Here is a 14011-nt window from a genome sequence, read left to right as displayed (position 1 = left end):
CTCGGGGTTTTGTTGCAGTCTGGCAACGTTCAGCCCCGATAATGCGCGGCTGCATGGTCCGCTGCGGGCCGCACCCATTCAGAGATAGAGGTGGCGTCAGTGCCGCCGTGGAGCAAGTTAGACAATGGCCGATTCTTTTTCGTATGAGCAACTGATCGCTTCGGGCGAAGGCAAGCTGTTTTCCGCAGACAGCGGGCGTCTGCCACTGCCTCCCATGCTGATGTTCGACCGCATCACGCACATCGACACGGATGGTGGCGCCCACGGCCTGGGCAAGATCGTCGCCGAACTCGACATCAAGCCTGATCTCTGGTTCTTCGACTGCCATTTCCGGGGCGACCCCGTCATGCCCGGCTGCCTGGGTCTGGACGCCATGTGGCAACTGATCGGCTTTTACCTGACCTGGCTGCGCCTTCCGGGCCGGGGCCGTGCGCTGGGCGCCGGCGAAGTCAAGTTCACGGGCGAAGTGGGTCCTGACGTCAAGCTCGTGACCTACGAAATCGACATCAAGCGCGTGATCAAGCGCAAGCTCAACATGGCCATCGGCGATGCACGCCTGCTGGCCGACGGCAAGGAAATCTACGTCGCCAATGACCTGCGCGTGGGCCTGTTCCTGCGCGAGGGTGAAGGCCAGGGAACGGCAGCATGACCAAACGTCGCGTAGTCATCACCGGCGCGGGCATTGTCTCGTGCATCGGCAACGACCTCGATACCGTGGAGACCTCGCTGCGCGAGGGGCGCACGGGCATCAAGGCCATGCCGAAGTTCACCGAACTGGGCATGCGCAGCCAGGTGGCCGGTGTGCCGGAGATCGACGTCGAGGCACGTATCGATCGCAAGCAGCTGCGCTTCATGGGCGATGCCGCTGCCTATGCGCAGATCGCGCTGGAAGATGCCATCGCCCAGGCCGGCCTGGCTCCCGAGCAGGTCAGCCATCCGCGTACCGGCCTGATCATGGGCTCGGGCGGCGGGTCGCCGGCCAACCAGATCGAGGCGGCCGACACGCTGCGCGAAAAGGGCATTCGCCGCGTCGGGCCCTACCAGGTCACGCGCTGCATGAGCTCCACGGTGTCCGCCTGCCTGGCGACCAATTTCAAGGTCAAGGGCATCAACTACTCCATCACCTCGGCCTGCTCCACCTCGGCGCACTGCATCGGTGCTGCGGCACAGCAGATTGCCTGGGGCATGCAGGATGTGATGTTTGCTGGTGGCGGCGAAGAGCTGTCCTGGGGCATGGCCCTGCTGTTCGACGGCATGGGTGCCATGTCCAGCAAGCACAACGACCAACCCGAAAAGGCTTCGCGCGCCTATGACGCCAACCGCGACGGTTTCGTGATCGCAGGCGGCGGCGGTGCCGTGGTGCTGGAAAGCCTGGAGCATGCCCAGGCCCGGGGTGCGAACATCCTGGCCGAAGTCGTGGGCTTTGGCGCCACCAGCGATGGCGAGGACATGGTCGCGCCCTCGGGCGACGGCGCCATCGCCTGCATGCAGCAGGCCCTTGAAGGCATCGAAGGCGGCGTGGACTACATCAACACCCACGGCACCTCCACGCCTGTGGGCGACATGCAGGAAGTGCGCGCCATGCGCGCGCTGTTCGGCGACCAGGTGCCGCCGTTCTCCTCCACCAAGTCGCTGACCGGCCACTCGCTGGGCGCGACCGGCGTGCAGGAAGCCATCTACTGCATGATCATGATGAACAAGGGCTTCATCGCAGGCTCGGTCAACGTGGACACGCCCGATCCGGCACTGGGCGACATGCCCCTGGTCACCCGCACGCGCGATGCCCAGTTGAACACCGTGCTGTCCAACAGCTTCGGCTTTGGCGGCACGAACGCCTCGCTGGTGCTGCGCCGCTGGCAGGGCCAGTGAACACGCCCTGGTGTGTAAAAGGCGTGTCCTGAAGGAAAAAGCCCGCCTCCTGCGGGCTTTTTTACTGGTGAGCGCCGACAATGCCCAGGCTGGGCGGGAGGCAGCACCCCAAGCTGCTGCCGGATCCCCGCCCCAAGAACAATGAAATTTTGCAAGGTTGAACCATGATTCTTGTCACAGGCGGCGCTGGCTTCATCGGCGCCAATTTCGTGCTGGACTGGCTGGCTGCCGGCGATGAGCCGGTGCTCAACGTGGACAAGCTCACCTACGCCGGCAACCTCAAAAGCCTGGAGAGCCTGCAAGGCGATGCGCGCCATGTCTTCGTGCAGGCCGACATCGGCGACGGCCAGACCCTGGCCCGTCTGCTGGCCGAGCACAGGCCGCGCGCCGTGGTCAACTTCGCGGCCGAGAGCCATGTGGACCGCTCCATCCATGGCCCCGAGGACTTCATCCAGACCAACGTGGTCGGCACCTTCCGCCTGCTCGAAGCCGTGCGTGGCTACTGGAGCGCGCTGGATGCCGAGGCCAAGGCGGCCTTCCGCTTCCTGCATGTGTCCACCGACGAGGTCTACGGCAGCCTGGCGCCTGCGGCACCGGCCTTCACCGAAGACCACCTCTACGAGCCCAACAGCCCGTACTCGGCCAGCAAGGCCGCCAGCGACCACCTGGTGCGCGCCTGGCATCACACCTACGGCCTGCCCGTGCTGACGACCAACTGCAGCAACAACTACGGCCCGCTGCATTTTCCCGAGAAGCTGATCCCGCTGATGATCGTCAACGCCCTGGCCGGCAAGCCTTTGCCCATCTATGGCGACGGCATGCAGGTGCGCGACTGGCTCTATGTGCGCGACCACTGCAGCGCCATCCGCCGCGTGCTGGAGGCCGGCAAGCTGGGCGACACCTACAACGTGGGCGGCTGGAACGAGAAGCCCAACGTCGAGATCGTGAACACGGTCTGCGCGCTGCTCGACGAGCTGCGCCCCAAGGCCGATGGCACCAGCTACAGCGCACAGATCACCTATGTGAAGGACCGGCCCGGCCATGACCGGCGCTATGCCATCGACGCGCGCAAGCTCGAGCGCGAACTGGGCTGGAAGCCCGCCGAGACCTTCGAGACCGGCATCCGCAAGACCGTGCAGTGGTACCTGGACAACCCCGAATGGGTGGCTGATGTGCAGTCTGGCGCCTACCGCGAATGGGTCAGCCGCCAGTACACGGAGGGAGCCGGCGCATGAAGCTGCTGCTGCTGGGCCGCAATGGCCAGGTGGGCTGGGAGCTGCAGCGCAGCCTGGCGCCACTGGGCGAACTGATTGCGCTGGACCGCCAGGGCGACGCCGGTGGCCAGGGCCTGTGCGGCGATCTCTCGCGCCTCGATGAGCTTGCACGCACCGTGCGCGCTCTGCGTCCCGATGTCATCGTCAATGCCGCCGCCCACACGGCCGTGGACAAGGCCGAAAGCGAGCCTGACCAGGCGCGGCTGCTCAACGCGCTGGCACCCCAGGTGCTGGCCCGCGAGGCGGCGCAGACCGGTGCGCTGCTGGTGCACTACAGCACGGACTACGTCTTCGACGGCAGCGGCAGCGCCGCGCGCACGGAGACCGAGGCCACGGCGCCGCTGTCCGTCTATGGCAGCAGCAAGCTCGAAGGCGAGCAACTGATCCAGGCTTCGGGCTGCCGCCACCTGATCTTTCGCACCAGCTGGGTCTATGCGGCGCGCGGCGGCAACTTCGCCAAGACCATGCTGCGCCTGGCCCAGGAGCGTGAGGCGCTGAGCGTGATCGACGACCAATGGGGCGCACCGACGGGCGCGGACCTCATCGCCGACGTCACGGCCCATGCCATTCGCCAGCTGCAGCGCCAACCCGGCGACCAGGGCCTGTACCACCTGGTTGCCGGTGGCGAGACCACCTGGCACGCCTATGCCAGCCACGTGATCGCCCGCGCCCGCGAACTCGCGCCCGACCGGCCCTGGAAGGTGCAGCGCATAGCTGCCGTGCCCACCAGCGCCTTTCCCACCCCGGCGCAGCGTCCGCACAATTCCCGGCTGAACACCGACCGGTTGCAGCAGACCTTCGGCCTGCGCCTGCCGCACTGGCAGGCCGGCGTGGACCGCATGCTGCAGGAAATCATCTGAGCGTGGCTGCGCGCTTCAGCAAGAACCCCAGGATCCAGGACATGAACCAGACACGCAAAGGCATCATCCTCGCGGGCGGCTCCGGCACCCGCCTGCACCCGGCCACGCTGGCCATCAGCAAGCAACTGCTGCCGGTCTACGACAAGCCCATGATCTACTACCCGCTGAGCGCCCTCATGCTCGCGGGCATCCGCGAAATCCTCGTGATCAGCACCCCGCAGGACACGCCGCGCTTCGAGCAATTGCTGGGCGACGGCTCGCAGTGGGGCCTGAAGCTGGAGTACGCCGTCCAGCCCAGCCCGGATGGCCTGGCCCAGGCCTTTTTGATTGCCGAAGACTTCCTGGCCGGCGCCCCCAGCGCCCTGGTGCTGGGCGACAACATCTACTACGGACACGATTTCCCCCGCCTGCTCGAACGCGCTGACGCGCGCAGCGAAGGCGCCACGGTGTTTGCCTACCATGTGCAGGACCCGGAACGCTATGGCGTGGCCGAGTTCGATGCCCAGGGCCGGGTTCTTTCCCTGGAGGAAAAGCCCAAGCAGCCCAGGAGCAACTACGCGGTCACGGGCCTGTATTTCTACGACAACCAGGTCGTTGAGCTGGCCAAGTCCATCAAGCCCTCGGCGCGCGGCGAGCTGGAAATCACCGACCTCAACCGCCTGTATCTGGACAAGGGCCAGCTCAATGTGGAGCTCATGGGCCGTGGCTATGCCTGGCTGGACACGGGCACGCACGACAGCCTGCTGGAGGCAGGCCAGTTCATCGCCACGCTGCAGCAGCGCCAGGGCCTGAAGGTGTCATGCCCCGAGGAGATCGCCTTCCGCCAGGGCTGGATAGATCGCGCCCAGCTCGAGACGCTGGGCCAGGCCTTGGCCAAGAATGGCTACGGCCAGTACCTGCTGCAGATCCTCAAGGAAAAGGTGCACGCATGAAGGCAACACCCCTGGCCATCCCCGAGGTGATGCTGATCGAGCCCAAGGTGTTTGGTGACGATCGCGGCTTCTTCCTCGAAAGCTTCAACCAGCAGGCCTTCAACCAGGCCACGGGCACGGACCACCAGTTCGTGCAGGACAACCACAGCCGCAGCAAGAAAGGCGTGCTGCGCGGCCTGCACTACCAGCTGCCGCCCCATGCCCAGGGCAAGCTCGTGCGCGTGGTGCGCGGCGCCGTGTTCGACGTGGCCGTGGACATCCGCAAGGGCTCGCCGACCTTCGGCCAATGGGTGGGCGCCGAGCTGACGGAAGACAACCACCGCCAGCTGTGGGTGCCCCCAGGCTTTGCCCACGGCTTCATGGTGCTCAGCGACAGCGCCGACTTCCTCTACAAGGCCACGGCCTTCTACGCGCCCCAGGCCGATCGCGGCATTGCCTGGGACGACCCGACCATCGGCGTGCAATGGCCGCAGCTCGATGTGGAGCTGTCGCTGTCTGACAAGGACCTCAGGCAGCCGCTGCTGGCGGATGCCGAGCTGGCCTGAGCCGGTTCACATCTGGTCCGGCAGCACCCCGCCCGGCACGGCCTCCTCCAGAAAGCCGGCGATCAGCCGGGCCTGGCGGCGTTCGCGCAGGCAGTACAGGTACTCGGGCAGGCGCGGCACGGGGCCTGCGAAGGGCAGGACGACGATGTCGGGGTGGGCCGAGGCTTCATGCCGGGCGAAGACGCTGATGCCCATGTCGCGGATCACGGCCTCGCGGATGGCTTCGCGGCTGGCGATTTCCATGACGTGGCGCGGTGCCAGGCCGGCGGCGGCCAGCATCTGTTCGGTGAGCTGGCGCGTCATGGAGCCGCGCTCGCGCAGGATCAGCGTGTCTTGCACCAGATCGGACGCCTGCACCATGGTGCGCTGCGCCAGCCGGTGGCTGCGGTGCACCAGCAGGGCCAGCGGGTCCTGGCCCAGTTCCACGCGCAGCAGGCGCGGATCACCTTCCAGGTGCGATGAGGTCGCCAGGTCCACCTGGTAGTCCACCAGCGCCTGCACCATCTGGCGCGAGTTGCCGCCCACGATGGCCACTTCCACCCGCTCGAAGCGCTGCTGGTAGCGCTTGACGATGTCCAGCACGTAGTAGGGCGCCGTCGCACCGATGCGCAGCTGGCCCTGGCTGGCATCGCCCGAATGGCGCAGCGCCGACTCCAGCTGGATGGTCTGCAGCAGCAATTGCTCGACCTGGGGCAGCAGGCGCAGCCCGGCATCGGTGATGGACAGGCGCCCGCCCTGGCGGTGGAACAGCTCCACGCCGTAGTGCTCTTCCAGTGCGCGGATCTGGGTGGTCACGGTGGGCTGGCTTAGTGCGAGCTGGCGCGCGGCTTGCGTGATGCTGCCAAGGCGGGCGACCCAGAAAAAGGACTTGAGCTGCGTGACGAACATGGCGGGGTTGGAGGGAGGGTAGGTCCGGCTCCATATTTCACCATGTCGCCGCAGCCCGAAGGCCTGCGGTGGCCGGGTATGTCCCGGGAAAAAACTCCTGCGCCCAAAGGCACACTTCTTGCATACCAGTTTGCGTGCCAGTTTGTGTGCCAGCTGATCATGGTTTTCGGCTGGTCTTGTGTCAGTGATTACTCGTGGTCAAGGAGCGCATCAATGGACATCCGCAACCCCTCGCCAGGTCTCTACAACGAAGATCTGGCGCCCACCAGGGACCGCCGCTGGGGCGCCTTCAGCATCTTCAACGTCTGGACTTCGGACGTGCACAGCCTCTGGGGCTACTACCTGGCGGCCAGCCTGTTTCTGCTGTGCGGCAGCTTCGTCAATTTTCTGATCGCCATCGGCATCAGCTCCCTGGTCATCTTTTTTCTGATGAACCTGGTGGGCTATGCGGGCGAGAAGACCGGCGTGCCCTACCCGGTGCTGGCGCGTGCCTCGTTCGGGGTCTGGGGGGCGAATCTGGCTGCACTGGTGCGCGCCATCGTGGCCTGCTTCTGGTATGGCGCGCAGACGGCGGCGGCCTCGGGCGCCATGGTGGCGCTGATGGTGCGCAATGACGCCCTGCTGTCCTTCCACCAGACCACGCACTGGCTGGGCCATTCGGGGCTGGAGGTGATCTGCTACGTGGTCATCTGGGCCTTGCAGCTGCTGATCATCCAAAGGGGCATGGAGACCGTGCGGCGATTCCAGGACTGGGCGGGGCCTGCCGTGTGGATCGCCATGCTGGTGCTGGCCATCGGCCTGTGCGTGAAGGCCGGCGGCTTCAGCTTCGACCATGGCATTCCCATGGATGTGCTGCTGGACAAGACCAAGGATGCGGGGGTGAGCGGCGCGCCGGGCAGCTTCTGGGCGCTGATGGCGGTGGGCGCGACCTGGATCACCTACTTTGCGGCGCTGTACCTGAACTTCTGCGACTTCTCGCGCTATGCGAAGAACAAGGAAGCGGTCGCCAAGGGCAACCTCTGGGGCCTGCCCGTGAACCTGATCGCTTTCTCGCTGGTGGCCGGCATCACCACGATTGCGGCCTTCAAGGTCTATGGCGAGGTGCTGCTGCACCCCGAGCAGATCTCGGCCAAGTTCGACAGCTGGGTGCTGGCCCTGCTGGCCGCCGTCACCTTTGCCGTGGCCACGCTGGGCATCAACGTGGTGGCCAACTTCGTCTCGGCGGCCTTCGATATTTCCAACGTGTTTCCCAAGCGCATCGACTTCAAGCGCGGCGGATACATCGCCGCACTGATCGCCCTGGCTCTCTACCCCTTTGCACCATGGGAGGGCGGCGCTGCCCACTTCGTGAACGCCATCGGCGCCACCATGGGGCCGCTGCTGGGCATCATCCTGGTGGACTACTACCTGGTGGCCAAGGGCAACATCAACGTGGCCGCGCTGTATGACGAACATGGCGAGTACCGCTACGAGGGCGGCTGGAACGTCAACGCGCTCATCGCCACGGGCATCGGCAGCGTGTTCTCCACCATCCTGCCCAACTTCACCAGCCTGCTGCCGGTCTGGTGGGGCACCTACGGCTGGTTCTTCGGCGTGCTGATCGGCGGCAGCGTGTACTGGGTGATGGCCACGCTGCGCCCGCGCCGCATTCCGGCCGCGGCCTGAGCAGGCTGCCATGTCCGAGCCACAGGATGTGCCGGCCACCGGGCCGGCCTTGATCGCCGAGCGCGTGATGCGCTCCATCGTCGAGCGCAAGCTGCGCCCTGGCGAACGCCTGGGCGAAAAGGAACTGGCCGAGGTCTTCGGCGTGAGCCGCACCATGGTGCGCGAGGCGCTGATGCAGCTGCAGGCGCGCGGCTTCGTCGAGGTGCGCTCGCGCCAGGGCTGGTACGTGGTCGAGCCCTCGTTCGAGGAAGCCCAGGAAACCTATGCCGCGCGCCGCGTGCTGGAGTCCGGCATGCTGCGCGACGCGGGCCGGCCGCTGCAGGCGGCCATACGCACGCTGCGCGAGCATGTGGCACAGGAGCGGGGCGCCATCGCCGAGGCCGACAACGCCGGCCAGCGCAGCGTGCTGCTGGCCGACTTCCACGTCTGCCTGGCCGAGCAGATGGGCAACCGCTTTCTCACGGCCATGATGGCCGACCTGTCGGCGCGCACCACCCTGGTGTCTGCGCTGTACCAGTCGCAGACCGAGGCCCAGCACTCCAATGCCGACCACGAGGCCATCGTCGATGCGCTGGCGGCCGGCGACATGGCGCGCGCCGAGCAACTGATGCGCGAGCACATCGACGCGCTGGCCGCGCGGCTGGATGAGAACCTTGCCCACCGCGCGCGCCTGCAGGACCGGCTGCTGGATGCACTGCAGCCGCAGACGGCCCAGGCTGAGCGCCCGGGCAGGGTAAAGCTGCGCCGCTGAAGAAAATGGGAGCGGGGCGGGGGGGCGCCGAGGGGGCGGAGGGCACCCAAATCCGCCAATACCCGCTTCGCCAAATTTCCGTTGTGTGACACGGGCGTTTCACCTGCGCTTCCTAAAGTGGGTGTCAGAGGTGGTGAACCTGCCACCTGTCCACGAACCCACAACGGAACTGCCACGCCATGCGCCACACCCTTGCCTCCCTGGGCCGCCGCCTCGCCATTGCCTCTGCGGCGCTGACCGTCGCCTCCTTCGCCTCCCTGGCCCACGCGGCCAAGACCGAGCTGCTGGTCTACAGCGCGCTGGAGGCCGACCAGATCAAGGCCTACAAGAGCGGCTTCGAGAAGGCCCATCCCGAGATCGAACTCAAGTTCGTGCGTGACAGCACGGGCATCATCACGGCCCGCCTGCTGGCCGAGAAGGCCAATCCCCAGGCCGACGTGATCTGGGGCGTGGCCGCCACCTCGCTGATGCTGCTGGACAAGCAGGGCATGCTGCAGCCCTATGCGCCCAAGGGCCTGGACAAGGTGCGCGCCAACATGCGCGATCCGCGCGCCCAGCCGACCTGGGTGGGCATGGACCTGTGGTCCTCGGCCATCTGCTTCAACACCGTGGAGGCCGGCAAGCGCAAGCTGCCCGTGCCCGCCAGCTGGGCCGACCTGGTCAGGCCCGAGTTCAAGGGCACGATCACCATGCCCCACCCGGCCTCCAGCGGCACGGGCTACCTGATGGTCGCGGCCTGGCTGCAGATCATGGGCGAGGAAAAAGGCTGGGCCTACATGGACGGCCTGCACCAGAACATGGGCGTGTACACGCACAGCGGCTCCAAGCCCTGCCGCCAGGCGGGGGCCGGCGAGTTTCCCGTGGGCCTGAGCTTCGAGTACCGCGCCAGCAAGACCAAGAAGGACGGTGCGCCCATCGACATCGTCTTCCCGCAGGAAGGCCTGGGCTGGGACGTGGAGGCCACGGCCATCCTCAAGACCAGCAAGAAGCAGGAAGCCGCCAAGGCGCTGGCCGACTGGGCCGTCACGCCAGAGGCCAACAAGCTGTACGCCGCCAACTTCGCCGTGCTGGCCCTGCCCGAGGCGCAGGAGAAGCTGGAGTTCATTCCCGCCGATCTGGAAAAACGGTTGGCGAAGAACGATTTCAACTGGGCCGCCGATAACCGCGACCGCATCCTGGCCGAGTGGAGCCGCCGCTACGAAGCCAAGGCAGAGAAAAAGTAAGCCGGAGCCACGCCATGCTGCGCATAGACCATATCGCCAAGCGCTACCGCGAGCAGCAGGTGCTGCGCGGCATTGACCTGAACGTGGAGGCGGGCGAGTTCGTCAGCCTGCTCGGCCCTTCGGGCTGCGGCAAGACCACGCTGCTGCGCATCGTCTGCGGTATCGACATGCCTGACGAGGGCAGGGTGCTGTTCCAGGGCGATGACATCACGCGCTGGCCGGCCGCACGCCGTGGCTTTGGCGTGGTGTTCCAGAGCTATGCGCTGTTTCCCAATCTCACGGCCGCGCAGAACGTGGCCTTCGGGCTGAACGGGCAGCCTGCGACGCAGGCGCGCGAGCGTGTGGCCGAGATGCTGTCCCTGGTGGGCCTGGGCGCGCAGGCCCAGCGCTACCCGGCCCAGCTGTCGGGCGGCCAGCAGCAGCGCGTGGCGCTGGCCCGTGCGCTGGCGCCCCGGCCGCGCCTGCTGCTGCTGGACGAGCCGCTGTCCGCGCTCGATGCCCAGGTGCGCACCGAGCTGCGCAGCGAGATCCGCCAGTTGCAGCGCCAGCTGGGCATTGCCTCCATCATGGTCACGCACGACCAGGAAGAGGCCTTGTCCATGGCCGACCGCGTGGTGCTCATGCACCAGGGCCGCATCGAGCAGCAGGGCTCGCCCGAGCAGCTCTATGCCCGGCCCGTGAGCCAGTTCGCGGCCGGCTTCGTGGGCCGCATGAACCTGCTGCCGGCCACGGCCCAATCGGCGGACCAGGTGCGCATCGGCGAGGCCAGCCTGCGCTGTGCGCTGGCCGGCTTCGAGCGTGGCGACGCGCTGCTAGTGGGCGTGCGGCCCGAGAGCGTGGTGCTGCACCCGGCCCAGCCCACGGCATTGGCCAACCTGTTCCGCGCCCGCGTGGTGGAGACCTCGTTCCTGGGATCGATGGCCCTGGTGCGCCTGTTCAGCCCCACGCTGCAATGCCAGGTTGACGCCCAGTGGCCGCTGCGCCACGACGTGGGCCTGCCCGACTGGCTGCAGGGCGAGGTGCTGATGGAGCTGCCCGCCGCTGCGCTGCAGCCGTTGGCGGCGCCAGACGTGAGGAAGGCCGCATGAGCGCGCATCCCATGGACACGGCCATTTCCGTGCCCGTGCCGGTGGACCGCTCCGTTTCCGCCCGCCGCAGCGCGCCTGCAGGGCCCGTGCGTCCGCGGGGGCGCAGCGCAGGCTGGGAGCGCTGGTGGCTGGGCGCCCTGGTGCTGGGCGCACTGGCCTGGCTGCTGGCCACCATCGCCCTGCCGGTCGCCAGCCTGCTGGGCAGGAGTTTCTGGGACGACACGGGCCGCTTCACGGGCCTGGCCCAGTTCATCACCTATGCGCGCATGCCGGGCGTGGCGCAATCGCTGTTCAACAGCCTGTGGCTGTCGGCCGTGAGCAGCACGGTCTGCGTGCTGCTGGCCTATGTCTATGCCTATGGCGTGGTGCGCAGCTGCATGCCGCTGGCGCGCTGGTTCCGGGGCCTGGCCCTGGTGCCGCTCCTGGCGCCTTCGTTGCTCATGGCCATCAGCCTGATCTACCTGTTCGGCAGCCAGGGCCTGCTCAAGGGCTGGCTGCAGGGGGGCTCGGCCTACGGGCCCTTCGGCATCATCGTGGGCTCGGTGCTCTGGACCTTTCCGCATGCGCTGATGATCCTGTGCACCACGCTGGCCTCGGGCGATGCGCGCCTGTACGAGGCGGCCGCCACGCTGGGCGCCAGCCGCTGGCGCAGCTTCCGCCAGGTCACGCTGCCGGCCAGCCGCTACGGGCTGATGATTTCGTGGATCGTGGTCTTCGTGCTCGTGGTGACCGACTTCGGCGTGCCCAAGGTCATTGGCGGCAACACGGCCATGCTGGCCACCGATATCTACAAGCAGGTCATAGGCCAGCAAAAGCTGTCCATGGGTGCCGTGGTGGCCATGCTGCTGCTGGTGCCGGCCGGCCTGGCCTTTGCGGCAGAGCGCCATTTGCGTGCGCGCCAGGCGGCGACCATGGGCGTGCGCTCCGTGCCGCTGGTGCCCCAGCCCCATGCGCCGCTGGACCGCGCGCTGCTTGCGTACTGCGCGCTGGTGGCGCTGGCGCTGCTGGCCGTCATGGGTACGGCCGTGCTGGCCTCCCTGGTCAGCTACTGGCCCTACAACCTCACGCTGACGTTCAAGAACTACCGCTTCGACATGATGGACGGCGGCGGCTGGGCCAGCTATGGCAACTCGCTGTCCATGGCGCTGGCCACGGCGGTGGTGGGGGCGGTGCTGAGTTTTGTGACCGCCTACCTGGTCGCCAAGCCACAGCGCTGGGCGCGCACGCGCCAGTGGCTGCATGCCGTGGCCACGCTGCCCATGGCCGTGCCGGGGCTGGCGCTGGGCCTGGGCTACATCCTGTTCTTCAATGCCCAGGGCAATCCGCTGCACTTCCTGTACGGCAGCATGGCCATCCTGGTGCTGTGCTCGGTGGCGCATTTCTTCTCGGTGGCGCACATCACGCAACTGGCCGCGCTGCAGCAGCTCGATGCCGAATACGAGCGCGTGGCCGATTCTCTGGGCGTGGCCTTCTGGACGCTGCTGTGGCGCGTGCACCTGCCGGTATGCCTGCCCGTAGTGATGCAGGTGGCCGGTTACTTCTTCGTCAACGCCATGACCACGGTGTCGGCCGTGGTGTTCCTCTACTCGCCCGAAACCACGCTGGCCTCGGTGGCCGTGCTGGCCATGGACGACGCGGGCGACACCGCGCCCGCCGCCGCCATGGCCACGCTGATCTTTGCTACCGCCGCCACGGGCCGGCTGCTGATCGCGGCGCTGGATGCCTGGGTGCAGCGGCGCACGCAGCGCTGGCGCCAGCGCTGATTCCCTCTCTCTTCCTCCCTCCGTTTTTTTCTCATGAAGAACTACGACCTGATCGTGGTGGGGGCCGGCATTGTCGGCCTGGCCCACGCCTATGCGGCTGCGCGCCGTGGCCGCAGCGTGCTCGTCATCGAGCGCGACGCGGCCTGCATCTCCGCCTCCATCCGCAACTTCGGCTTTGTGACCGTCACGGGGCAGCAGGCCGGTGCCCACTGGCGGCGTGCCATGCGCTCGCGCGACACCTGGGCCGAGATTGCGCCGCAGGCCGGCATCGAGGTCGTGCACCGCGGCCTGTGGCTGACGGCGCGCCGCCCCAGCGCCGAGGCCGTGCTCCATGCCTTCCTGAGCACGGCGATGGGCGAGCGCTGCGAGCTGCTCACGCCGGCCCAGGCCGCCGAGCGCCATCCTGCACTGCGTACTGGGGATTTGTCCGCTGTGCTCTACAGCCCGCATGAACTGCGCGTGGAGTCGCGCACGGCCATTGCCCGGCTGGCGCAGTGGCTGGAGCAGGCCATGGGCGTGGATTTCCGCTTTGGCGAGGCCGTGCTCGAGGTGGCCGCGCCCCGGGTGCGCAGCACGCGCGCCAGCTACCACGGCGAACGCGTGGTGGTCTGCAACAACGCCGACCCGGGCGGCCTGTTCGCCGGCCTGTGGGCGCCGCATCGCATCCAGCTGTGCCAGCTGCAGATGCTGCGCGTGCGGCCGCAGCCGGGCTTTCGGCTCAAGGGCTCGGTCATGGGTGACCTGAGCATGGTCAGATACGAGGGCTACAGCGCCCTGCCCGAAGCCGCCGCGCTGCGCGCCGAACTGGAGCGGGAGGAGGGCGAAAGCCTGGCCCACGGCATCCACCTGATCGCCGTGCAAAGCGCCGACGGCAGTCTGGTGGTGGGCGACTCCCACCACTACGGCGCAGCGCCCCCGCCTTTTGCCAGCGAAGCCGTGGACCGGCTGATGCTGCGCCACATGAACGAGGCCCTCAACCTGCGCGATGCGCAGGTGGTGGAGCGCTGGGTGGGCGTCTACCCGAGTGCGCAGGACGCGCCCTGCGTGGTGCATGCGCCCGACGAGGCCACGCGCGTGGTCGCTGTCACGGGCGGGTCCGGCGCCAGCACGGCGTTCGGTCTGGCCGAGGAGGTCTGGAGCGCGTGGTGAGCGG

The 14011-nt window shown here is 67.5% G+C and carries 13 protein-coding genes; 12 read left to right on the top strand and 1 reads right to left on the bottom strand.

From position 1 onward, the window contains the following. Nucleotides 1–124 precede the first annotated feature (124 nt). The 6 genes from fabA (at nt 125) to rfbC (ending at nt 5480) form a co-directional block, all read left to right on the top strand. On the top strand, nt 125–649 hold the full coding sequence (fabA, locus tag AAN986_RS24735; protein ID WP_016446492.1) for a bifunctional 3-hydroxydecanoyl-ACP dehydratase/trans-2-decenoyl-ACP isomerase: 525 nt from the start codon (nt 125–127) through the stop codon (nt 647–649). Then, on the top strand, nt 646–1869 hold the full coding sequence (gene fabB, locus AAN986_RS24730) for a beta-ketoacyl-ACP synthase I (protein ID WP_012203204.1): 1224 nt from the start codon (nt 646–648) through the stop codon (nt 1867–1869). Before fabA ends, fabB begins: the two co-directional genes overlap by 4 nt. A 164-nt stretch (nt 1870–2033) precedes the next feature. Then, nucleotides 2034–3104, top strand: a complete 1071-nt coding sequence (gene rfbB, locus AAN986_RS24725) for a dTDP-glucose 4,6-dehydratase (RefSeq protein ID WP_047217746.1) — start codon at nt 2034–2036, stop codon at nt 3102–3104. Next, the gene (gene rfbD, locus AAN986_RS24720; RefSeq protein ID WP_047217745.1) at nt 3101–4003 is read left to right on the top strand and encodes a dTDP-4-dehydrorhamnose reductase; all 903 of its coding nucleotides are present in this window, start codon (nt 3101–3103) and stop codon (nt 4001–4003) included. The genes rfbB and rfbD overlap by 4 nt, the downstream gene beginning before the upstream one ends. A 41-nt stretch (nt 4004–4044) precedes the next feature. Further along, nucleotides 4045–4935: a glucose-1-phosphate thymidylyltransferase RfbA gene (rfbA, locus tag AAN986_RS24715; protein WP_012203207.1), complete on the top strand. Its 891-nt coding sequence runs from the start codon at nt 4045–4047 to the stop codon at nt 4933–4935. Further along, a complete protein-coding gene (gene rfbC, locus AAN986_RS24710) occupies nt 4932–5480 on the top strand; it encodes a dTDP-4-dehydrorhamnose 3,5-epimerase (RefSeq protein ID WP_047217744.1) in 549 nt (182 codons plus the stop codon). The genes rfbA and rfbC overlap by 4 nt, the downstream gene beginning before the upstream one ends. Before the next feature lie 6 nt (nt 5481–5486). Here the strand turns inward: rfbC and AAN986_RS24705 are convergent, their stop codons facing one another. Continuing rightward, nucleotides 5487–6368: a LysR substrate-binding domain-containing protein gene (locus tag AAN986_RS24705; RefSeq protein ID WP_047217743.1), complete on the bottom strand. Its 882-nt coding sequence runs from the start codon at nt 6366–6368 to the stop codon at nt 5487–5489. A 213-nt stretch (nt 6369–6581) separates the two neighbouring features. Between AAN986_RS24705 and AAN986_RS24700 the strand changes: the two genes are divergently transcribed. The 6 genes from AAN986_RS24700 to AAN986_RS24675 all read left to right on the top strand — a co-directional run bounded on the left by AAN986_RS24700 (nt 6582) and on the right by AAN986_RS24675 (nt 14007). Next, a complete protein-coding gene (locus AAN986_RS24700) occupies nt 6582–8033 on the top strand; it encodes an NCS1 family nucleobase:cation symporter-1 (protein WP_047217742.1) in 1452 nt (483 codons plus the stop codon). A gap of 10 nt (nt 8034–8043) precedes the next feature. Next, the gene (locus tag AAN986_RS24695; protein ID WP_047217741.1) at nt 8044–8784 is read left to right on the top strand and encodes a GntR family transcriptional regulator; all 741 of its coding nucleotides are present in this window, start codon (nt 8044–8046) and stop codon (nt 8782–8784) included. A gap of 179 nt (nt 8785–8963) precedes the next feature. Continuing rightward, nucleotides 8964–10007 carry a putative 2-aminoethylphosphonate ABC transporter substrate-binding protein gene (locus AAN986_RS24690; protein ID WP_047217740.1) on the top strand — a complete coding sequence of 348 codons (1044 nt, stop codon included), beginning with the start codon at nt 8964–8966 and terminating at the stop codon, nt 10005–10007. A 14-nt stretch (nt 10008–10021) separates the two neighbouring features. After that, the gene (locus AAN986_RS24685) at nt 10022–11095 is read left to right on the top strand and encodes an ATP-binding cassette domain-containing protein (protein WP_047217739.1); all 1074 of its coding nucleotides are present in this window, start codon (nt 10022–10024) and stop codon (nt 11093–11095) included. After that, a complete protein-coding gene (locus tag AAN986_RS24680) occupies nt 11092–12858 on the top strand; it encodes a putative 2-aminoethylphosphonate ABC transporter permease subunit (protein WP_047217738.1) in 1767 nt (588 codons plus the stop codon). Before AAN986_RS24685 ends, AAN986_RS24680 begins: the two co-directional genes overlap by 4 nt. A 33-nt stretch (nt 12859–12891) precedes the next feature. Continuing rightward, nucleotides 12892–14007 (top strand): TIGR03364 family FAD-dependent oxidoreductase, encoded by a 1116-nt coding sequence (locus tag AAN986_RS24675; RefSeq protein ID WP_047217737.1) that lies wholly within the window; start codon nt 12892–12894, stop codon nt 14005–14007. Nucleotides 14008–14011 lie beyond the last annotated feature (4 nt).

The organism is Delftia sp. DS1230 (assembly GCF_040112715.1).
GTDB classification, from domain to species: Bacteria; Pseudomonadota; Gammaproteobacteria; order Burkholderiales; family Burkholderiaceae_C; genus Comamonas; species Comamonas tsuruhatensis.
This window is presented reverse-complemented; position numbering and strand designations above follow the sequence as displayed.

What these genes read in the sequence shown, in the direction of transcription:
- fabA (WP_016446492.1), top strand. Translation starts at nt 125, where the DNA reads ATGGCCGATTCTTTTTCGTATGAGCAACTGATCGCTTCGGGCGAAGGC.
- fabB (WP_012203204.1), top strand. Translation starts at nt 646, where the DNA reads ATGACCAAACGTCGCGTAGTCATCACCGGCGCGGGCATTGTCTCGTGC.
- rfbB (WP_047217746.1), top strand. Translation starts at nt 2,034, where the DNA reads ATGATTCTTGTCACAGGCGGCGCTGGCTTCATCGGCGCCAATTTCGTG.
- rfbD (WP_047217745.1), top strand. Translation starts at nt 3,101, where the DNA reads ATGAAGCTGCTGCTGCTGGGCCGCAATGGCCAGGTGGGCTGGGAGCTG.
- rfbA (WP_012203207.1), top strand. Translation starts at nt 4,045, where the DNA reads ATGAACCAGACACGCAAAGGCATCATCCTCGCGGGCGGCTCCGGCACC.
- rfbC (WP_047217744.1), top strand. Translation starts at nt 4,932, where the DNA reads ATGAAGGCAACACCCCTGGCCATCCCCGAGGTGATGCTGATCGAGCCC.
- AAN986_RS24705 (WP_047217743.1), bottom strand. Translation starts at nt 6,368, where the DNA reads ATGTTCGTCACGCAGCTCAAGTCCTTTTTCTGGGTCGCCCGCCTTGGC.
- AAN986_RS24700 (WP_047217742.1), top strand. Translation starts at nt 6,582, where the DNA reads ATGGACATCCGCAACCCCTCGCCAGGTCTCTACAACGAAGATCTGGCG.
- AAN986_RS24695 (WP_047217741.1), top strand. Translation starts at nt 8,044, where the DNA reads ATGTCCGAGCCACAGGATGTGCCGGCCACCGGGCCGGCCTTGATCGCC.
- AAN986_RS24690 (WP_047217740.1), top strand. Translation starts at nt 8,964, where the DNA reads ATGCGCCACACCCTTGCCTCCCTGGGCCGCCGCCTCGCCATTGCCTCT.
- AAN986_RS24685 (WP_047217739.1), top strand. Translation starts at nt 10,022, where the DNA reads ATGCTGCGCATAGACCATATCGCCAAGCGCTACCGCGAGCAGCAGGTG.
- AAN986_RS24680 (WP_047217738.1), top strand. Translation starts at nt 11,092, where the DNA reads ATGAGCGCGCATCCCATGGACACGGCCATTTCCGTGCCCGTGCCGGTG.
- AAN986_RS24675 (WP_047217737.1), top strand. Translation starts at nt 12,892, where the DNA reads ATGAAGAACTACGACCTGATCGTGGTGGGGGCCGGCATTGTCGGCCTG.